Here is a 21883-nt window from a genome sequence, read left to right on the forward strand (position 1 = left end):
ATCATTGTTTAAAGTATCCACTGATTGAAGGGGTAACTGTCAACAATCATAAGAAACCGTCTGTCCATCAACTTAAGAGAGACCCGCTCCCATGTCCTGGAAAGCAGAATACACCGCATCCATTGAACATCCGGAAACCTTCTGGGCCAGTAAAGCCGCTGACCTGCCTTGGTACAAGTCACCACAGCAGATACTGTCTAAAGATGAGAACGGTATTGATCGCTGGTTTGCAGACGGTGAGATGAATACGGCCTACATGGCACTGGACTACCACGTAGAGCAGGGGCGTGGTGAGCAGACGGCCATCATCTATGACTCACCGGTGACTGACTCCAAGTGCCGCTACACCTATTCAGAGCTGCGTGATCTGGTTGCTCGCTTTGCTGGTGTATTGAAGCAGCAGGGTGTAGACAAGGGGGATCGCGTCGTTATCTATATGCCGATGGTGCCGGAGGCTCTGATTGCGATGCTTGCTGTTGCCCGCCTGGGCGCCATCCACTCAGTCGTGTTTGGTGGGTTTGCACCGCATGAGCTGGCTGTCAGGATTGATGATGCAGAACCAAAAGTAATAGTCAGCGCCTCCTGCGGTATTGAGATCAGCAAGGTGATTGCCTACAAACCGATGCTGGATGAAGCGATCAGTCTGGCCGCACATAAACCTGATGCCTGCATTATTCTGCAGCGACCGCAGGTCACTGCAGAACTGCAGCCAGGGCGCGATCTGGACTGGCAGGAGGCGATGGCGTCAGCGGAGCCGGCCGACTGCGTGCCGGTTAAAGGGAGTGATCCACTGTATGTACTCTACACATCCGGTACCACTGGCAAACCCAAAGGCGTAGTACGTGATAATGGCGGTCATGCAGTTGCACTGAAATACTCCATGAAAGCGATCTACAACATCGAGCCAGGTGAGGTGTTCTGGGCAGCATCGGATGTCGGCTGGGTCGTTGGGCACTCCTATATCGTTTACGCGCCCTTATTGGCTGGCTGTACGACAATTGTTTATGAAGGCAAGCCAGTACGCACACCTGATGCCGGTGCCTTCTGGCGAGTCTGTGCCGAGTATGGTGTTAAGGCCGTATTTGCAGCGCCCACCGCGTTCCGGGCGATCAAGAAGGAGGATCCAGAGGCGCTTGAGCTGGCTAAATATGACTTGTCGCGACTGGAGTGCATCTTCATGGCCGGTGAGCGGCTGGACCCGCCGACCTATCACTGGACAGTTGAGAAAACTGGTAAGCCGGTGATTGATCACTGGTGGCAAACGGAGACCGGTTGGGCCATCTGTGGCAACCTGACCGGTATCGAGCGCAAGGAGACCAAGCCCGGCTCCTCAACGCTGCCGATACCTGGCTATAACATCTGTATCCTTGATCCTGCCGGTGTTGAACTGCCCACGGGTGAGCAGGGCTCGATCGCTCTCAAGCTACCTTTACCGCCGGGTTGCCTGCCGACCGTATGGGGAGATTTTGAACGCTTCAGAAGCGGTTATCTGAGTGAGTGCCCCGGTTATTACATCACCGGCGACGGCGGTTATATAGATGAAGAGGGCTATGTGTTCATCATGGGCAGGACCGACGATGTGATCAACGTGGCGGGGCACAGGCTCTCGACCGGAGAGATGGAGGAGATAGTCGCCTCTCATCCAGCTGTGGCCGAGTGCGCGGTGATTGGCGTGGGCGATGCATTGAAAGGGCAGGTGCCAGTTGGTCTTGTGCTGCTTAAAAATGGTGTCGAGCTGGATGAAAGCAGTCTCGAAAAAGAGTTGGTAGCAATGGTCAGGAAGGAGATTGGACCGATTGCCTGTTTCAATCGTGCAATTGTGGTACAAAGACTGCCAAAGACTCGTTCTGGCAAAATCCTGCGCAAGATTCTGCGTCAGATAGCCGATGGTAAGAGCTACAATGTGCCATCAACCATCGACGACCCAGCCAGCCTTTCAGAAATTGAGCAGATCATGGATGGACAGGGGCTGATCACCCAGAGCTGATTTTTTCTTTACTCTGCCCAGAGATGAAGTCTAAGAGGGGGAGTCAGCCCCCTCTATCCTGCTGACCTGCAAGGCGGTTTTTTGTATTGGTGACAATTTCACCTGCCCGCTACGCTTCCATATTCCATATCGCTGCCCTATAGTCATCTCATTCCTGTCACACGCCATTATTGACCTCAGGCGGCCATCCGGCCATCTCTGCTGTCATGTAACACCACCCCTTTTATCTTGAATTGAGAAAGTTATGCAGCTGGACAAGCAGGGCATCTGGTTCGCGCTCGGTGCTTATATCATGTGGGGTATTGCCCCTCTTTATTTCCATCAGGTTTCATTTGTGCCACCGATGGAGGTGCTTTCGCATCGTGTTGTCTGGTCCTGCGTGCTGGTCATACTATTGATTCTCGCGCTGGGTAAATGGCGTCAAACTCGAGATGTCTTGAAACAGCCGCGTTCGGTCAAGTTTCTACTGCTGAGCTCTGCACTGATTGGCCTCAACTGGCTGGTTTTCATCTGGGCGATTAATAATGGCAAACTGCTGGATGCCAGCCTGGGCTATTTTATCAATCCGCTGATTTCGGTTGGTCTGGGTATGCTGTTCTTCAAGGAAAAGCTGCGTCGCCTGCAGGTGCTTGCCGTTTCCATGGCCGTGATCGGCGTGCTGATACAGTTAATTCTGTTTGGTGAACTGCCTTGGGTGGCGCTCGTTCTTGCTTTCACCTTCGCCTTTTATGGCATGGTACGCAAAAAAGTGGGCGTAGATTCGCTGACCGGGCTAGGTGTCGAAACCTTCCTTCTGGTGCCCCTTGCTGTTATCTATCTGACCATCTCTAACAGCCCAACCAGCAATCTGGTGCAGAATACGACTGAGATCAATCTCTGGTTGGCCGCATCAGGGCTGGTAACCACATTGCCACTGCTGTGCTTCGCTGCAGCTGCTAACCGCTTGCCTCTTTCTGTACTGGGTTTTTTCCAATACATATCACCCAGCATGCTGTTCCTGATGGCAATCATGGTCTTTGGCGAGCCGTTTGAAGTATACAAACTGATCACCTTTGCATTTATCTGGCTGGCATTGGCATGCTTTGTCTTCGATGCCTGGTATAACCAGCGCTCGACACCCTTGGCGAGAGTGCCTGCAGGAAAGCTGTAGTCGTTAAGTTGTCAACGATGATCAGTTTTCCCAAAAGCTGCGTATACATGTGCTATGGCAGTTTTTTCGAGCCGCAACAAGTAAATCAGGATTTCTCCATGGCATCTGGTATCTCCAGACCATTTTGTGCGATCCTATAGCTATTAATTTTTGCTTACACCGAAACGCTATTGGGGGAGATGGATATAATCCCTTTCATGAAGTTACGCCGCGCCGCTCAGAGCTGTTTGTGCGGACTGGTCCTGCTGGTTGCCAATACAGCAGCCTCGGACACTCTGCGCCTGGATATTCAGGGTCTGGACGAAGAGCAGCAGACAAACGTTCGCGCTTATCTCAGTATCCAGTCGATGGCCGATCAGCCGATCAGCAGCGAAAGCCGCATGCGATTCCTGCACAACCTGGCAGAAGATGAAATCCGCAGAGCTCTGGAGCCTTTTGGTTACTACAACCCCTCCATTCTTGTTAGCCTGACCCAGCAGGATGATGATTGGGTTGCCCGCTATGAGGTTGACCCAGGCCCACCGACATTGATCAGCCGAGCGGATATAGATATTCAGGGCGACGGGGGCTCTGATCCGGAGTTCATGGCACTGCTGTCCCGTCAACCGGTTCGAGAAGGTGCTCAGCTTCGTCATACTGAGTACGAAAAACTTAAAAGTGACCTTCAATCAATTGCCGCAGATCGCGGCTATTATCGTGCTCGATTTGTTCGCCAGCGCATTGAGGTTGACCCATCACTGAATACCGCAGTTGTTGAACTGCATGTTGATACAGCTGCCCGTGCCCGTATCGGCGAAATACGCTTCAGTGAATCACCCATCTCCGAACGCCTGTTGAAGCGCTATCCCCAATTTGCCGAAGGAGACTATATCAATACCAACCGTCTGGTGCGGCTGCAGGGTGCTCTGGTAGACAGTGACTATTTTGCGGATGTGGAGGTTCGCCCTCTGCTTAATGAGATGGTGGATGATCGGGTTCCGATCGATGTGAAGCTTACCCCGCGCCCTCGCAGCCTCTATCAGGCAGGTCTTGGTTATGGTACCGATACCGGTGCGCGAATGCAGCTGGGTCTGACTCGTCGCTGGGTGAACTCCCGAGGCCATAAACTGGATACACGACTGCGGCTATCCGAGATCCGCAACGATCTCTCAACCAGTTATATGATTCCTGGTGGCAATCCCCTGACGGATCGCTATGGCATCAGGGCGCGCTACAGTGATGAAAACTCAGATACGGTCAATTCAGAAATTCTTGCAACCGGTGCTCTGTGGCAAAAGCAGGTAGGCGACTGGGAGCGGGTGCTGTCACTGGACCTTGAACAGGAGAAATTCAGCTTTAATGGCGACACCCGTGAGATACGCCTGTTGATACCACGTGCGCAATGGAGCCGTACCGTTGCAGATGATCGTCTCAACACGAACCAGGGTTATCGTTTGTCATTTGCCGTTTCAGGTGCATCGGATGCTTTGCTGTCTGATGTCAGTTTTCTCCAGACGCTGGCCAGTATCAAGCGCGTTGACTCCTTCGGTGAGAAGACAAGGCTGCTGACTCGTGCAGATTTAGGCCTGACCGTAACAGAGAGTTTTGCCAACCTCCCAGCCTCGCATCGTTTCTATGCCGGAGGGGACGCAAGTGTACGCGGATATTCATATCAATCTCTGGGTCCGCGTGGCAGCACAGGAAATGTGATCGGCGGCAAGTATCTGGTCGTAGGCAGTGCAGAAGTGGATTATCTGGTGCGCGAGAACTGGCGCGTGGCAGCATTCATGGATGCGGGTAATGCCATAGATGATGTCAGTGACCCGTTGAAAACCTCTGTGGGTGCAGGTATTCGCTGGCAGTCGATGGTAGGCCCCATCAGGCTCGATCTGGCCTTCCCGATTGAGGATGGCGGCTGGAGAATTCATTTTACACTTGGACCTGATCTGTGAAACGCAAGCTGATTTTTCTTTCTCCTCTGATTCTTCTACTGCTGCTGGTCTTTCTGCTGATCGGAGCTGTTTTCATGCCGGGGCTGCTACCAGTGCTGCTCAAGATTGGAGATCGCTTTGCTCCGGGCAGCTTGACTTATGAAAGAGCAGAGGGGGCGCTGGCAGGTCCCTTACGCATATCAGGGTTAAGTTATCTGGATGGTGCAACTTCGATCAGTATCGGGCGGATTGATCTGGATTGGCATCCGCAATGTCTGGTACAGCAAAAGCTGTGCGTGGATCGTCTGCACCTGGATCGGGTTGATGTAAGACTTCCGGCCGCCGATGAGGATGTGTCAGAGGTTGCTAAGGACACAGAGCCCTTCCAGCTTCCGGACATAGAGCTTCCGTTTGCCTTCAGGCTGACCGATATTGCGATACGTGATCTGACTATCTGGCAGGGTGATCAACTGCTGCTGCCACTGGAGCAGTTCTCGGTATCAGTCAGCAGCGAGGAAAGCTCAGTGAGTCTTGCCGAGTTGCTGCTGAAGCAGGGCAGCACCCATCTGCAGCTATCCGGTCAGGTGAGTCCCCAACAGCTTTACCCCTTCAGTTTCGATCTCGACTGGGCATTTGATGCCAGAGACATCCCTTTTGCACTCGAACTGCCTGAACAGCTTACAGAGCTTGCGCTCAATGGTCGTGGGCAACTATCCGGTGATATGCAACAGATACTGCTTCAACATCAGCTCAGAGGTGATGCCGAGCTGGATCTTGTACTTGAGCTGAACCAGCCACTTGAAGATATCAGTTGGGTTGTATCACTGGATCAGCTCAAGCTGGATCTGGCGTTGATCGATCCGGCACGCGCCCAGTCGATTCTGAGTGGACGTCTTGAAAGCAGCGGTAACCTCAGAGAGCTGGATCTGCAAACTGAGCTTGCCCTGTGGCTCCATGAGACGGGGCAACTGAACAGCTCTGTAGATGCGACAATCAACCTTGCTGATGAGCAGTTGCTGCTGAAATCCCTGAGACTGATGTTGCCGGATACGGGTAGCAGCATCAGTTTATCAGGCTCGGTGCAGCATTGGACTCAGCCTGACTTTGATCTGCTGATGAGCTGGACCTCGTTGCAGTTTCCGCTGCAACCAGACGAAGAGGGCACCGAACCTTTCATCAGCGAGGCAGGTAATTTTACGCTCAAGGGCAAGCTGGATGGTGATCTGCTCACGGCACAGGCCGAGTTGGGAACACATCTGGATGAGACAGGTACCATACAGTTGGCCGTGGATCTGAATGCGGATCTTGACACTCAGTGGCTGGCGATCAGAGCGCTGAGCCTTGATCTGCCGGATGCTGCCATGCAGCTGACCCTGCAGGGTGAGATCAGCAACTGGACTGAGCCTGATCTGGCACTCTCGGGCAACTGGCAAAATCTGCATTACCCCATTTTCCCAGAAGATGGTGAACCAGAGCTTTTCTCAAGCCCGGAAGGGGCCTTCGAGCTGAAGGGAGAGCTGGATGACTATCACCTGACGCTGATCACTCGTGTCAGTGGCGAACAGATTCCCGCAAGCGAGTGGCAGTTTTCCGGATCAGGCAACCAGGAGGCACTGCGTAGGTTCAGTCTGTCTGGCACTCTTCTTGATGGGCAGCTTTCAGTTGCAGGCAGTGCCCAGTGGTTGTCGCAGCCTGCATGGGACCTCGAAGTCGAGCTGCAGGATATTAATCCAGGCGTACACTGGCCCGAGTGGCAAGGCGATATCAACCTCAAGCTGGCCAGCGTCGGTAAACTGGTGGATGGCATTCCTCAATTGACCGCCAGCATCAAGGAGTTCCGCGGTGAAATGCGTGACCAGGTTCTGCAAGGCGAAGGAGAGTTGAGTCTTGCAGGTGAAGATCTGCAGATTGACACCTTATCCCTGTCGATGGGTGGGGCCAGGTTGCAGGCTTCAGGCTCAATTGAGGAGCAGATAGCTCTGGACTGGTCATTGTCAATTCCTGATCTTTCACAGGCCCTGCCTGGGTCTTCCGGAACGCTCACAGCCGTTGGGGCCGTGGCGGGCAGTAGAGAGATGCCGCGTATCAGCGCCTCGCTGGAGGGCGAGAATCTGACACTGGAAGACCAGGCCAGAATTGAGCGGATCAATGGCGCAGTAAAACTAGATCTATCCGGCGATTCTGCCTCGGATATCAGTGTTGAGCTATTCTCGATCCATGCCGCTGGTCAGGTGATAGACAGCATTCTGCTCAAGGGGCAGGGCACGCCATTGAGTCACCGTCTGGAGCTGAACATCGCCGGTAAGCCACTGGATCTTAATCTGGCAGCCACCGGACGCTGGGATGATATCAGTTGGACGGGTAGCCTGGAGCAGCTGACTGTGTTCCGAACTGAAGCAGGCCTTTGGGAGTTGGTTGAGCCGGTCCCTGTCAGTGTTACGCCACCAGCTTTTACAGCAGGGCAGACCTGTCTGCAACAAGCGAATCAATCAGGACGTCTTTGTGCTCGTGCAGAGATGACCAAAGAGGGCGCTGTATCAGGCGTTGCTGATCTGAGATCTCTGTCTTTGTCGATGATTGAGCCCTGGCTGAATGGTGCCACTATCGACTCGATACTGGAGATGGATGCCGAATTCTCAGTCGTGCGTGGCCAACCCCGAGTAGATGCCGTTATAACGACCTCTCCCGGAACCATCACAACCATTGAGCAGAGAAGCCTGAATCTGGGCCGGACCGAAACCCGCGCAGTTGTCCGTGATGATAACTTGAATCTGTCCATGTCTGCATTGCTCGATGATATTCAGGGCAGCATCAAGGCGCAGCTTGAAGTAGCGGGGCTGTCGTCCACTCAGTCACTGGCGGGTGAGTTGGAAATCCGAATGGGCGATCTTGAGATCATCTCTGTCTTTGTACCGCAGGTGCAGAATATCGCTGGCCTGATCAGTGGTCGCTTTATCCTCTCTGGTGATGCGGCGTCACCTCGGGTGAATGGTGCAATCAGCTATCTCGAAGGTAGTGCCGAACTGCCTGCTCAAGGGATCGTTCTGTCGGATGTTGAAATGACTGTACGGACTAATGTTGATCAAGTGGATCTGCTACTGTTTGATGGTCGACTGACATCCGGTGATGGCACCATTAACCTTGGCGGCCAGTTTGATCTTACTGCACTGACAGGCAATATCGTGCTGGAGGGTGAGCGTTTTACCGCCATGCACACCCGCGATATCCATGTGCTGATCTCACCTGAGCTTGAAGTGGTGATTTCAGAGCAGGATATTCGCCTTGGTGGAACGCTGACAATTCCCTTTGCACGGATTTCTCCACCCGAATTGTCACAAAGTGCCGTTTCTCCATCCAGCGATGTCTTCATTGTTGGTAGCGAAGAGGATGAGCCGGCAACAGGGCTGCCCATCAGAACCAACCTGCAGTTGATTCTGGGTGATTCTGTCGAGGTTGATGCCTTCGGCTTCAATGGTCGCCTGATCGGGAGACTGAATGTGATTGATGAGGGGGTTGATGTCGTCAGAGCCACCGGCAGCATTCAGGTGGAAAGTGGTCAATATCGCCTTTATGGCCAAGACCTCAATATACAGCGTGGAGGCCTGGTCTTTACTGGTGGGCCGATTGATAATCCAGGTTTTGATATGCTGGTCAGCCGCCATGTTCAGGATGTGGAAGCCGGGGCAAGAGTGCAAGGTACTTTACGCCAACCGGATTTGACCCTCTACTCTGTTCCAGCGATGCCGGACAGCAGCATTCTGTCCTACCTCATTCTGGGCAGGGGCCCAGGCTCAACCTCATCCTCGGAACAGTCGATAATGATGCAGGCTGCCATGGCGATGGGGATGCAGGGCGGCAATGTGATCACTGATCAGTTGCGCGATAATCTGAGCCTTGATGAACTGGGGTTTGATACTGATGCGGGCGGTGATTCCGCATTCTTCATCGGTAAATACCTGACACCCAGACTTTATATTCGCTATGGCATAGGTCTTCTGGAATCAGTGGATGTGTTGATGCTCAGTTATCAGCTGACCTCTCGCTGGAGGGTAGAGTCCCAGAGCAGCAGTGTTGGCAGCGGTGCGGATATCCTGTTCACGCTGGAGAGGTAGGGTTCAAGTCAGAAATGCCACGCTGAGCCGCTGGTTCAGCGTGGCATCACTCGCACATTACTGAGTGTTTCCAGTGGTGCAGGTCGAGAGATATGAAAGCCCTGAACATAGTCGACCCCCAATACCTGCAGTATCTTGAGCGTTTCTTCATTCTCGACGCACTCGGCTATGGTTTTCAGCCCCATGATATGACCGATGCTATTGATGGAATCCACCATTGCCTGATCTATCACATTATCTGCAAGGTCACGGATGAATATTCCGTCAATTTTCAGGTAATCGACCGGTAAGAGCTTCAGATAACCAAAGGATGACAAGCCGCTACCGAAATCATCAAGCGCAAATTGACATCCCAGTTGCTTCAGCTCCTGAATGAAACTGCCAGCATGGGCAGGGTCAGACATGGCCGCAGTCTCTGTGATCTCAAAACAGATATACTCAGCAGGCACACTGTGCTTTCTGATCTGTTCGCGTATGCAATCCAGCACGTCCTTTCTTCCGATTGAGGTGCCGGAAAGGTTGATCGAGCAGAAGAGTGGGGCGCTGCGTTGCTTGATCTGATCACCCATCCAGGCCAGTGTATTACGGATCACCCAGCGATCAATCTGTGGCATCAGACCAAAACGTTCAGCTGCCGGAATAAATGCTCCGGGCGGTACGATCTGCTGCTGATCATCCAGCAGTCGGATCAGAATTTCGTAGTGAGGGATGTTGGCCCGGGTCTTGTCCAACGGTCTTATGGTCTGGAAAAAGAGGCGAAAGCTGTCCTGATCTATGGCATCCTGTATTCGACTTCCCCATTGAATCTGCCCCTGTCGTTCAATCACCTCCCGATTATCCGGCTCATAGATATGCACCCGATTACGACCAAGATCCTTTGCGGTATAACAGGCAGTATCAGCATTGCTCAACACCTCATCAAGTGTGCCGCACAGTCCATTGATACGCACAATACCGATACTGACGCCAACCGAAAACACCTGTCCCTCCCAGGAGAATCGGAAATCAGCAATCACCTTTCTGAGTGACTCAGCAAGTGCCATACCTTGTTCAAGAGGGCAGAAGGAGAGCAGTGCTCCAAATTCGTCCCCTCCAAGGCGAGCCAGGGTATCAGTCTGTCGCAGCACAGGCTTCAGCAGTGCCGAAAGCTGTTTCAGCAGCACATCACCAGCGCGATGACCACAGGTATCATTGACCAGTTTGAACTGATCCAGATCCAGATAGCAGATCAGGTGCTCCGACTGATTTGCCTGCGCTTCACTGATCAGCGCATCGAGCCTGCGCTCGAACTCACGCCGATTAACCAGACCTGTCAAGGTGTCATGTACAGCCTGAAAGGTAAGCTGGGCCTGGAGGTGGCTGTGTTGGGTAATGTCCTGAATCGCTATGACCCAACCGATTCTTTTCCCCAGATGATCATGCAGGGGAGCGAAGTTCAACTGAACTTCGGCCCGTTCACCGTGCTTATTGACCAGACTGAACTGGCGATAATCACCAGATGCAGCTGTTGGTGTTGCAACCAGGTTGCACAGGGATGAGAGAGAAACTGACTCTTCTGCCCCGATGTAGAGTTGAACCACCTCATCCAACTGCCTTCCAAAAGCCTCCTGCTGCCCCCAGGCTGTCAGACGTGATGCCATGGGATTCAGATAGACCACTTTCATATCGTCATCACAGGTGATAACAGCCTCCGTGATCGCCTCAAGCGTAACCTGTGCCAATTCAGACTGGCGATGCAGACGCACCTCCATCTTCTTACGTTCACTGATATCCCGTATCACGGCACTGTATTGAACGCCATCTTCTGTCGGGCTTGCGGCTGTCGTGACCTCAATAGCGAAGGGTTGGCCTTTGCCATCGCGTGCCATCAACTCATGTGGCCCCTCATGATGGCTGGATGCAAGCCTGGGCAGCAGCTCAGTCAGTGAAACGCCGGGGAAGTGCCGGATACAGTCATCATGCAGAAGATAACTGGCAGGTTGACCGACTATATCTGTACTTGCACGCTTGAACAGTAGCTCCATGCCGGGGTTGGCACTGGTGATCATTCCTGACTCTGAAAAAGTGATCACTCCATCACGCATATCCCTGACAATCAGCCGTGTTCGTGTCACCATGCGGTTAAGGGTAGCCATTACGCGATTATACTGAGCTGCTATCTGCCCGACTTCAGTAAAGGGTTCCACCGGAACTCTGGCCTTCATATCCCCCATACGCTCCTGCAACTGCATAGCATTCAGTAACTGGCTCAACTCGGTCCTGGCACCATGCTCCGACACATTCAGGCCATCTTTTTCTGCCTGCTCCGTTACGCGCAGGGGAGTGAATCGCTTCACCAGCATAAGAAACAGATAAGCCAACGGAAAGACATACAGCGCACAAGCCACAATACCTGTCAACTGAACCTGGAACTGTTGTAACTGTGAAAGTCCTGTGCCAAGCCGCTCAGGATCGCCCAGCAGTGCAACAGCCAGGGTTCCCCAGATGCCCGCAGCGAGATGTACGGGTACAGCCGATATCGCATCATCGAGCTTCATCCGCAGCATCCATTTTTCCGCCATCACCATGACTACTGCGCCAGTCGCACCAATAACTGCAGCATACGGGGTGCTGACAGCATGACATCCCGCAGTGATTGCCACCAGACCTGCCAGAGTCCCATTGATTGTCAGTGGCGTTGTCTGGTTACGATCAATGGAGGCATGGCCAAGCAGCATACCGACAATGCCACCACTGGCTGCTGCGATCAGGGTGTTAACAACAATTCCAGGAATATCTTTGGTGAAACCCAGAGTGCTGCCACCGTTGAATCCTATCCAGCCGATAATGAAGAAGAGCATACCCAGCATCGACAGTGGCAGATTACTGCCCGGAATATGCCTGACTTTATCTTTTTCAAAGCGCCCCCGGCGCGGACCTACAACAATCACCGCTGCAAGAGCAACCCAGCCACCCACACTGTGCACCACTGTGCTTCCTGCAAAATCAACAAAACCCAGACTTTCCAGCCATCCTGGCTCTGCATTCAACACACCACTCCATGCCCAATGACCGAAAACAGGGTAGAGCGCCAGACTGATCAGAATCGTCAGAAGGATATAGGTTATAAAGCGAGTTCGTTCAGCAATGGCGCCCGATACGATCGTTGCTGCTGTTGCACAGAAAGTGAGTTGAAAGAAAAAGAAGCTGGCATGCCAGACACTCTCATCACGGGTGAAATCAGCCGCAAACCATTGTGTATCCAGCCATGTTGTCTGGTGATCGCCAAACATGATGCCAAAGCCGAACAACCAGAAGAGCACAGCCGCGACCAGCAGGTCAAAGGCGTTCTTCAATGCAACATTGATGGCATTCTTGCTTCGGGTCAGACCTGACTCAAGACAGAGAAAGCCCCCCTGCATGATCAGAACGAGTATCGCGCCAATCATCAGCCATAAAGCATTCAGTGCCTCATTTTCGCTCATCGATCACCCCTGATGGACACTGATCGATCCAATACGGTGCATGGATCAGATCATCGCATGGAAACGACTCCTCCATGAGTAATTAGCAGGTTCTATGCCAGAACTTCTGCCTGATCCGGGACTCCATCTTCAGAGGCGCTATACTTTTCCACTTTAGTGTCTATCTTTTGTATAGATGGATAGCCCCATCTTTTTCAGGCAATATACAAAACGTGTGGTTTTTCATTCTGTTATGGTACCTTGATGCACAGTCGTCCCTTATTTCCGATCATCGTGCAGGTCAGTGGATTACTGGCAATCATTTTTGTAGCCATTTTCTTCCTGTTTCAGCAAACCAATCGCAATGATCTCGATACATCACTGCAGCGTGACTCCCAGTCACTGAAGAGTGCGTACGATATATCCATCAGCAACCTCAGGCAGCAGATGGTCGTGCTTGCAACCGTCTTTACTTCAGACCCTCAGGTACAGGAGCTTTTCTTTGCTGCGCGCAACATGGTCAGAGCCGAAGGCGGAGGGCCTGGAGCTGATGAGTCTGCACGGTTGAGAGAAGCACTGTTCAGGCAGGTTTCTGATGGCTGGCTGTCCATGCAGAACAGCTTTGGCCTCAGACAGTTACACTTCCACCTCCCACCTGATTCCACCTCATTTCTTCGCGTACATATGCCAGACCAGTACGGCGATAAACTCAAGGATGTCAGACCGATTCTGGCTGAGGCCGATGATACAAAAGTGGCACAATCAGGATTTGAAATCGGACGGTTTTATTCGGGGCTGCGTGGTGTAGTGCCTTTTTTTTATGAGTTCTCGGATGGCCACAAGGTCTATGTCGGCACACTCGAAGCCGGAACCTCTTTGAATGATATGATCGAAAGGCTGGACCAAGATCTTGATGCAGGAATAGCCGTGACTCTCAGGCATAGCGCTCGAGATGCAGTATCATGGGCTGAGCTAGATCCAGATGGATACACATCCAATCAGGAGTGTGCCTGTTATATCGAAGCCAGTTCACGTCCGGACTTCATAACCTGGTTGGATAATGGGCTGATTATTCCTCATCAGTCAGATTCACCCTTGCATACATCTCTTTTGGAATGGGAGGATAAAACCTATCTAGTCACACAATTTCCAATGCGGGACTTCCTCGGAGAGCAGCAACAGGGGCGTGATCCAGTCGGCACCATCATCATGTGGCAGGATAAAACAGAGTTGATAAGCACCTGGAGGAATAATCAACGTCATCTGCTATTAGCGCTTCTGGTTGCTTTTTTTATCGCCACCACTTTGGTGATCTGGCTACTCAACCTGATGCGAAAGGGGTTGCAGTACCGTGTCGATATGGCAACTGAAGAGCTCGAGAAAACACATACGCAGCTCGATTCATTGCTCGCAGCGTCTCCAGCTGTCACCTACAGCGTCTCACTGAAGACTCATGCTGTAACCTATATTGCTCCGAATGTGAAGCATAAGCTGGGCTATGAAGTTCATGAGGTGTATGACCACCCAGGATGGTGGGGGGATAACATCCACCCAGAGGACGCCGTCAGCGACATGATTCAATCAGACTGGTCACAATGGGAGGATGACCGAGTCGTTCGTCGCTACAGATTCTGCCATGCTTTGGGTAACTGGCTCTGGCTGGAAGATCGTTGCAAGATTGTCCGAAATGCTCAGGGCGAAGCAACAGAGTTGGTAGGTAGCTTTGTTGATGTAACCGAGCAGCAGGAAACAGAGGAAAAACTTCGAGTTACCCGTAAGAGGCTGGAACTTATTATTGAGGATTTTCCCGGTGCTTTGCTGATAGAGGATGAGCGCCGCTCTGTGGTGCTGGTCAATACTGCCTATTGCCGAGTTTTCAGGTTTGAAAAGAACATGAAAACCCTGGTCGGTGCCGATGCCAGAAAGCTCATGTCAGAAAGCATGACCGTATTTGATGATCCCGACTCTCAGAAATTACTGATGAAATCACTACTGGAGCATAAACAGCCTTCGTTTAATGATGAAGTGATATTTGCTGATGGGCGCACCATGGAGCGTGACTTCCTGCCAGTGAGCGAAGGAGATAAACATCTGGGGGTGCTCTGGATTTATCGTGATATAACACTCAGAAAACAGAGAGAAAGCGAGCTGAGGAGGCTGGCAACTACCGATACCCTGACTGGCCTGACCAATCGTCGCTATTTTCTTGATCGACTGACCCAGGAGCTGTTACGTAGTCGACGCTATGATGCCACAGTGTCACTGCTGATGCTGGATATCGACCATTTCAAATCGATCAATGATCGCTTCGGTCACGCTCAGGGCGACGAGGTGCTGAGAGTGTTCAGCAGAGCATGTCAGGAGAGTCTCAGAGAAGTGGATTTCATCGGAAGGCTGGGAGGTGAGGAGTTTGCAATTGCACTGCCCGGCACAGGAACAGAGGGTGCACTCCAGTTTGCCGAGCGCCTGCGCTCCACAGTGGAGCAGACAAGCATGCCATTATCCGATGGTACAGACTTGAGGATAACTGTCAGTATCGGCCTAACCATACTCTTAACATCAGACCTTAATGTTGATACGCCACTTGCCAGGGCTGACTCTGCTCTTTATGAAGCAAAACATCTTGGTCGCAACAGAGTGGTGGTTGCATCAGAGGTAACTGTATAACTGGATGGGAATGTAAAAAGGCCGCAGACCCTGCCAGAGATCTGCGGCTTAAACGGTGCAAGCACCATGAACAGACTACCCAGAAAGGATAGTTGTTCGACCTGTCAATGAAATCTAATAGTAATGGTATTTATTATCATTTGCAATAGCGCATTAGGAAAAACATATCCTATAACTTAAAATATGATTTTCTTGATGGACATACAGAAAAAATAGGCTACTCTTTCTGGTTAATTATCCTTCAACTAAAATAATAATGTGGCTAATATATGATATGGAATAAGAACCGATATGAAGGGAAGCGCCAGTCTCGATGTCGACGCAGGCTTGATGGCATATATTTACCACTCAGTCGTGTATGGCACCTTGAATGAAAAGCACTAAGCGTAATCTCTCGCTTGGTACGTTTGTGTTGATCAATACAGCACTGATTTGTCTGCTGATGATTCTGATAGTACTCGCGGTGCGTGTGCTGGTGATGCATCCTGCATTCATTGAGCAGGCCGAGGAGTTGCAGCACCGTGAATTGGAAAGTATTCACGCAGGTTTTGCCAACGAGTTTGACAGCCTGGATGTTCAGGTGGACGACTGGGCGACCTGGACCGACACAGCCGATTTCCTGCGTGGAAACAAACCGGAATATGCCGACGATAACCTGATACCGGAAGCGCTGGATGCATTAAAGATAGATATGCTGATCCTGTCTGATCTTCAGCGCCAACCTGTCAGCAGCACCTGGGTGGATGGAACTGATGGTTCAATATTGATTCAGCAGCCTGCATTCATTGAGCTCACTAACTCAGTGCTGGGAAACTTTTCATTCGTACCTGATGATCCTGAGCATCGTCATGCCGGTTTTACGACCTTTAATGGCACATCATTTCTATTTGTGACGCGAGCAGTACTCTCCTCAACAAGAGAGGGCCCGGCGGCGGGCTATCTGACCATGGTCAGACGAGTTGATGGAACGGTTCTAGAGCGAATATCCAGAGTCGCCCGTGTTGATCTGTCGTTGTTGAGCGATGTCAGTATTGAGCCTGTTCCGGAAACTCAATGGACGAGTGTTTTCGAAGGGCTTCAGCAGCAACGCCACCGCCCACTGATGAGCAGGGAAGGTCGAGTGGTTGGAGTCCTTCAGATTCGTCATACGCTTGACAAAATCCCGGAGCGATTGGATCTACTGACTATTCTGATCATATCATTTCTGGCCGTTCTACCTCTTCTGATGATGATGATTACGTCCTATCTGATACTGACCCCAATCAGGCGCGCGAATCTGGTCGTGGCCAAGATGCTGGAGATAGGGCGCCCCATACAGATACGTCAAAGCTTGTTGTTCACAGAGCTGAATCAGTTAAGAGATTCATTCAATAGTCTTGTTCATCTTGTTGAAAAACAAAGAGTAAAGCTGATTCAAAAATCCAATATTGACGGCCTGACCGACATTGCAAACAGACGTGCATTTCAGGAAAGGCTCGAAGTTGAGTGGCGTCGGTCGATGCGATCGGGCAGCAGTCTCTCTGTCGTGATGCTTGATATCGATCACTTCAAACTCTTCAATGACAGCTATGGGCATGTGGCTGGGGATGATGCGCTGATCAAGGTTGCCCAGATGCTCAGTTCACAGGTGCAAAGGACATCAGACTTTGTGGCCAGATATGGTGGAGAGGAGTTTGCCCTGATTCTGGTTGGTCTGGATTATGAACAGTTGGAACAGTTGATGCTGAATATTGAAGTGGCTCTGGCCAGCCAGTTCATTGAACATTGCTCATCACCTACCAGTCAGTACCTGACTGTCAGCATGGGGGCCTGCATGATAGAAAAACCAGGTGACTGGATGATAAATGAGGAGCCGAGAACACTCCTGCGACAAGCCGACGAGGCACAGTATCTGATCAAGCACTCTACCAGAAGCAGCTTTAATATTGCCCAGTTCCAGCCAGAGCACCCCGGCAATGCAGCATTGGTGACTAATGCAGCCTACCGACAGGCTTCTCTGCTCGACTAATACACTTCAGGCTTGGAGTGCTTAAGTGCGTCTCTTCAGGTGCGGAGTATCCAGGTGACCCTTATAACAGAACTCATAAACTCATCTTTGGCATGCGCAGTGCTTGTGGACTGCAGAAAGACATGGCAGCATTAGCATCTGACGATATACGCAAAGCGCTGAATCAATCGAAGGGAATAATCAGTATATGACTCCATTACGACTCATGTTTGCCTTGGCCCTGCTACTTCCAAGCATATATTCCTGGTCCGACACTCACACCATCAATCTGATTCAAAATGGGGTAACTACCGAGATCTCAGTCGATAGCCTGAGAGAGCAGGCAGTGGTCGAATTTGAGCTGTATGAGCCCTTCCGGCGTGAAACCATTCAGGTACGAGGCCTGATGCTGGATGAGTTAATTTCACAACACTTCGACCCTTATCCCGATACCATAGAGTTGACCGCGCACGATGATTATAAAAGCACTCTCAGCCGTTGGGATAAAGCAAACTGGGTATTGATGACCCACGAGAACGGGCGGCCGCTTGGGTTGAGGCAGCAAGGCCCGGTTCGTCTGCTTGAGAAGGACTATACCGGTCGCAACCCGGAAAATCTCCGCCATTTCAATGACTGGGTATGGATGATCAAAAGCATTGAGGCGGTGAAGTGATATGGCACTTTCTGCGTAACCGGCTCGGTTGGTTATGGCTAAGCTTCATGAGTTTCAGCATTGTATTGATCTGGGTAACCTATGAAGTCAGATGGTTTTATCCAGAAATGCAGCGCTACTTTGGTGATGCCGGCACTCTGGCAGGCCAGCAGTTGGCAACACGTTCACGCACTTATATCCAGAACAGCCTCGAAGCGCTCGGTAAGGAGCCCCTCACCGAGGAGACTCTCAAACAGGTAAAAACCAACCTCGATCTAGCTTATGGCTTCCTGGACATCGGGCTTTACCGTGAACGGTATGAGTGTACGGAATCAAGCCTTGCATTACTTGATGATTTTGACCTCCTGTTTAACAAACCAGATCCACCAGACTCAACCACTTCCTTAGCATACCTGCTTCCTGTTATTCAATGCGCGACCGTGATAGAGATAGGCCAATGGAACCGACGCTCCGTTGTGGCAATGGACATGGTCGAAAGTATTGACTGGCATCAGCGGGTATTTCTCTGGGGCACCATTCTTTTTTATGTTATAGGCATAGGGTTCTGGTGGATGCATGAGAAGCAGAGGAGGGCTTTCATGCAAAGCATTAAGGATAAGCTGAAATGGATGCAGCAAGCGCTTGAGGACCCACTTACCGGAGCACATAATCGCAGAGCATTGGACAGTGATCTGCTCAGCCACCTGGCTCAATTCAAGCGAGGTGCCAGACCCTTCTCCCTGGTCATGTGCGATATTGATTACTTCAAATCCTATAATGATGCCTTTGGGCACGCGGATGGTGACGAGGCGCTGAAAAAGGTTGTCAGTGCCATGACTAAAACGCTTCGTGCCAGTGATCGTATTTATCGCTATGGTGGGGAAGAGCTTGCCATTATTCTGCCGGACACTGAGGGCAAAGAGGCGATGGATGTCGCGATGCGCGCCATAGAAGCTGTTGAAGCACTTGATATCACCAACCCTGACAGCCCATATGGCAAGCTGACTATCAGTGCAGGGCTGGCATCTGCCGCTGCTGAGATTGAAGAGTCAGATACATTGATCAGGCTGGCTGATGAAAAGCTGTATGAAGCCAAAAGCACTGGCAAGAACAGGCTGGCAGTGGCCTGGATCTGATCTATCTTTGAAAAATGGAACGTCGCCCCGCATTATTTCCTTCGGCCTTAGCTTTATCATCCGGAGAAGTGGCTTTACTTCCTGCCGCACTGCCTGATCGCTTAGATACTGGTGTCTGCTTTGGGTTGCCAGCTTTCTTTTGCCTGGTCGGTTTGCGGGATTGTCCGTCAGAACGCTGATTTTCGGCACCTGAACCTGAAGGTTTCTTAGTCCATATCTGAGAGAGTAGTGGACCATCGACAAGCTTTCCCTTTTCGATGGTCGGCACACCCATAAGAGGGATCTCTTTACCGATCAGAGAACAAATGTCAGCCAGGAAGCGTCGCTCATCCGGGGCAACAAATGAAATAGCAAGACCCGACTTGCCAGCCCGCCCGGTACGGCCAATACGATGAACATAAGCTTCTGGCTGATTGGGAAGGTCGTAGTTAATCACCTGCGGGAGGGACTCGATATCCAGCCCCCTGGCTGCTACATCGGTAGCAACCAGTACACGAACATCTCCTTGTACAAATGCTTGTAATGCAGCATTACGCTCTCGCTGCGTGCGGTCACCATGCAGCGATGCAGCACTGATGCCTTCGCGCTGCAGGTAGGCTGCAACCTCATCAGTACGCTTTTTTGTGCGAGTAAAAACCAGTGTCTGCGACCAATGGCAGCCATCAACAAGGTAGCAAAGAATGTCTGATTTATCTTTATTATCAATATAATAAGCACGTTGTTTAATGCTGGATACAGTGGTATTCGATGGCGTAGCACTGACCCTGACAGGGTTGTGCAACAACTCCTTGGCAAGGGTAGCAATTGAGCCACCGAGTGTTGCAGAAAAAAGCAATGTCTGACGCTTATCCGGCATGAAAGAGATCACCTTACGGATATCCTCAATAAAACCGAGATCAAGCATTCTATCGGCTTCATCAAGTACCAGCGTTTCGAGCTTATCAAGCATAACCGTCTGATGCAGAAGCATTTCAATTAAACGACCAGGGGTGGCCACCAGTATATCGGCACCACGCTTGAGCCTGCGTATCTGATCTTCATAACGGACGCCGCCGTAGATGGAAACAACTCTGATACCCAATTCACGCCCATAAGCCAGTGTATTGTCTGCCACCTGGATAGCCAGTTCTCGAGTAGGGGTCAAGATGAGCCCACGAACAGGGCGCTCTCCCGATGCAAGAGGCGACCGGCTGAGCTGTTCGATCAATGGCAGGGCAAATGCCGCAGTTTTTCCAGAACCTGTCTGAGCCTCTGCCAGCAGATCCTTGCCATCCAGAGCATGAGGAATTGCCAGTGACTGAATTCTTGTCGGCTCAACATAGCCCAGTGACTCCAGGGTATATTGAAGCTCAGGGCAAAGTTGGAGGCTGCTGAAGGATGACATGGATATTCCAGATTACGCTTGAATTAGCCGCCAATCTTACAGGAAATTGATAAAGCGGGCGATATCACCTATCTGGCTAATGCCAACCTTGATGCCAGACTTCAACATTCTTCAGCTCCCGCCAGGGCAGTGTGACGGCGCGTTTGGACATAACCGCCTCGATAATACACTCAACAACAGTCTCATGTTCATTGCGGACAAGATCAATCACCAGAAAATGTTTCTCACGATTACGGGGTGTTACTGCAGTCCATTTGCTATGAAGCAGTTTATTAGGATTAATAGGGCGCATCCGATAATACCTCAAATAATACACAATACATACACTGTATTATTTTGTTAAAAACAAGTGTGCCTACCTGGAGGCTGCTTTTATGGAGTACAAAAACAACTAATAAAAGCCGGTTTTATCACACAACACATATCTTATAGGAGTGTAAGTCGGATACGGATCATCGAAGTGTTATCTAAATAATTAATTTAACATAATATAGATTATGCGAAGTAAGATATTCAAATAAAACAGGCACTGCAGCAATAGCCAGTAACTACTTCATAACCCGATACCAGACTCCCACGCAGCAAAATACAAGCAGTACAGATGAACTGGATCTGCCGGAATGGCTCCTGGTGATTGCTTAGCGAAATAGCGGCGCCCTTGCCTGGCTGACAAAGACGCTCTTATGTAGAAGGATTTTTTGGAAAGTGTATTTTTTGAAGCCTTCGCATGGTGGCTTCATGCAGCGGGCTGCAACTTCGTGTACGCCGAGTCTATCAAGACTCAATGATGCCCTGGCGAATAGCAAGGCGGACAATTTCTGCATTAGACTTGAGGCAGAGCTTACGCAGAATATTGGCCCTGTGCGCATGCACCGTCTTCGGACTGATGGTAATGGTATTGGCAATATCGGAAACCGAGTAGCTTTCAGCCAGCATGGTGAATATTTCCAGCTCGCGATGGCTCAGCTTGCCGACAAGCTGCTCATTAACTACGCTGCTCTCAATCTCGGCGGAAATTGATTTGGACAGGTACTTACGACCATCAAAGACCGCATGTAATGCCTTCAGGAGCTCATCAGGTGCACAGTGCTTGGTCAAGTAACCACAAGCACCCGTTTGCATCACCTGCGATGGATAAGGCTCAGTGTTCATGGCAGTCAGCACCAGCACTTTTGCCTCAGGCTCTGCTAGAAGGATCCTGCGGATGGTTTCCAGTCCATGCGCAGTCGAAATGTCCTGGGAGTCCTTTTTCTGCGGAATAGCAAGGTCCAGCATTACGACATCCGGCTTGTGCCGACGATATGCCTCAAGAGCACAATGACTGCTTTCAGCCTCTGCCACAACCTGGATCTCAGGATCTCTTTGCAGGATCTGCTGATAACCGGCGCGGATGATGGAGTGGTCGTCAACCAGCAGTAGTCGTATCTCTTTTTTCAACTAAATCACCACAAGACA

Annotated in this window: 12 protein-coding genes; 8 read left to right on the top strand and 4 right to left on the bottom strand. The window is 51.0% G+C overall.

Translation table 11 applies throughout. The features are described from left to right. The first annotated feature begins 91 nt into the window (after positions 1 to 91). The 4 genes from F7R27_RS16135 to F7R27_RS16150 all read left to right on the top strand — a co-directional run bounded on the left by F7R27_RS16135 (position 92) and on the right by F7R27_RS16150 (position 9159). Entirely contained in the window at positions 92 to 1987 is a 1896-nt protein-coding gene (locus F7R27_RS16135; RefSeq protein WP_151705301.1) for a propionyl-CoA synthetase, read from the top strand. A 244-nt stretch (positions 1988 to 2231) separates the two neighbouring features. Then, on the top strand, positions 2232 to 3137 hold the full coding sequence (gene rarD / locus F7R27_RS16140; protein WP_151705302.1) for an EamA family transporter RarD: 906 nt from the start codon (positions 2232 to 2234) through the stop codon (positions 3135 to 3137). A 197-nt stretch (positions 3138 to 3334) separates the two neighbouring features. Continuing rightward, positions 3335 to 5068 (top strand): autotransporter assembly complex protein TamA, encoded by a 1734-nt coding sequence (locus tag F7R27_RS16145; protein WP_151705303.1) that lies wholly within the window; start codon positions 3335 to 3337, stop codon positions 5066 to 5068. After that, positions 5065 to 9159, top strand: a complete 4095-nt coding sequence (locus F7R27_RS16150) for a translocation/assembly module TamB domain-containing protein (protein ID WP_151705304.1) — start codon at positions 5065 to 5067, stop codon at positions 9157 to 9159. Before F7R27_RS16145 ends, F7R27_RS16150 begins: the two co-directional genes overlap by 4 nt. Before the next feature lie 35 nt (positions 9160 to 9194). Here F7R27_RS16150 and amt read toward each other — a convergent pair whose 3' ends face one another. Next, positions 9195 to 12623 carry an ammonium transporter gene (amt, locus tag F7R27_RS16155; RefSeq protein ID WP_151705305.1) on the bottom strand — a complete coding sequence of 1143 codons (3429 nt, stop codon included), beginning with the start codon at positions 12621 to 12623 and terminating at the stop codon, positions 9195 to 9197. Between the two features lie 243 nt (positions 12624 to 12866). Between amt and F7R27_RS16160 the strand changes: the two genes are divergently transcribed. The 4 genes from F7R27_RS16160 (at position 12867) to F7R27_RS16175 (ending at position 19044) form a co-directional block, all read left to right on the top strand. Further along, the gene (locus F7R27_RS16160) at positions 12867 to 15269 is read left to right on the top strand and encodes a sensor domain-containing diguanylate cyclase (RefSeq protein WP_151705306.1); all 2403 of its coding nucleotides are present in this window, start codon (positions 12867 to 12869) and stop codon (positions 15267 to 15269) included. A 370-nt stretch (positions 15270 to 15639) separates the two neighbouring features. After that, on the top strand, positions 15640 to 17277 hold the full coding sequence (locus F7R27_RS16165) for a diguanylate cyclase domain-containing protein (RefSeq protein ID WP_151705307.1): 1638 nt from the start codon (positions 15640 to 15642) through the stop codon (positions 17275 to 17277). Between the two features lie 187 nt (positions 17278 to 17464). Continuing rightward, positions 17465 to 17929, top strand: coding sequence for a hypothetical protein (locus F7R27_RS18845; protein ID WP_240776407.1), 465 nt, complete (start codon positions 17465 to 17467; stop codon positions 17927 to 17929). 47 nt (positions 17930 to 17976) lie between these two features. Further along, the gene (locus F7R27_RS16175; protein WP_151705308.1) at positions 17977 to 19044 is read left to right on the top strand and encodes a GGDEF domain-containing protein; all 1068 of its coding nucleotides are present in this window, start codon (positions 17977 to 17979) and stop codon (positions 19042 to 19044) included. Position 19045: 1 nt separating this feature from the next. Here F7R27_RS16175 and F7R27_RS16180 read toward each other — a convergent pair whose 3' ends face one another. From F7R27_RS16180 to F7R27_RS16190, 3 genes are all read right to left on the bottom strand, one after another. Continuing rightward, positions 19046 to 20428, bottom strand: a complete 1383-nt coding sequence (locus F7R27_RS16180) for a DEAD/DEAH box helicase (RefSeq protein WP_240776408.1) — start codon at positions 20426 to 20428, stop codon at positions 19046 to 19048. Positions 20429 to 20504: 76 nt separating this feature from the next. Next, positions 20505 to 20720: a TIGR02450 family Trp-rich protein gene (locus F7R27_RS16185; RefSeq protein ID WP_151705310.1), complete on the bottom strand. Its 216-nt coding sequence runs from the start codon at positions 20718 to 20720 to the stop codon at positions 20505 to 20507. A gap of 482 nt (positions 20721 to 21202) precedes the next feature. After that, positions 21203 to 21865, bottom strand: a complete 663-nt coding sequence (locus F7R27_RS16190) for a response regulator (protein WP_151705311.1) — start codon at positions 21863 to 21865, stop codon at positions 21203 to 21205. Between the last annotated feature and the right edge of the window lie 18 nt (positions 21866 to 21883).

Origin of the sequence: Nitrincola alkalilacustris, from assembly GCF_008973755.1 — a bacterium.
Taxonomy (GTDB): Bacteria; Pseudomonadota; Gammaproteobacteria; order Pseudomonadales; family Balneatricaceae; genus Nitrincola; species Nitrincola alkalilacustris.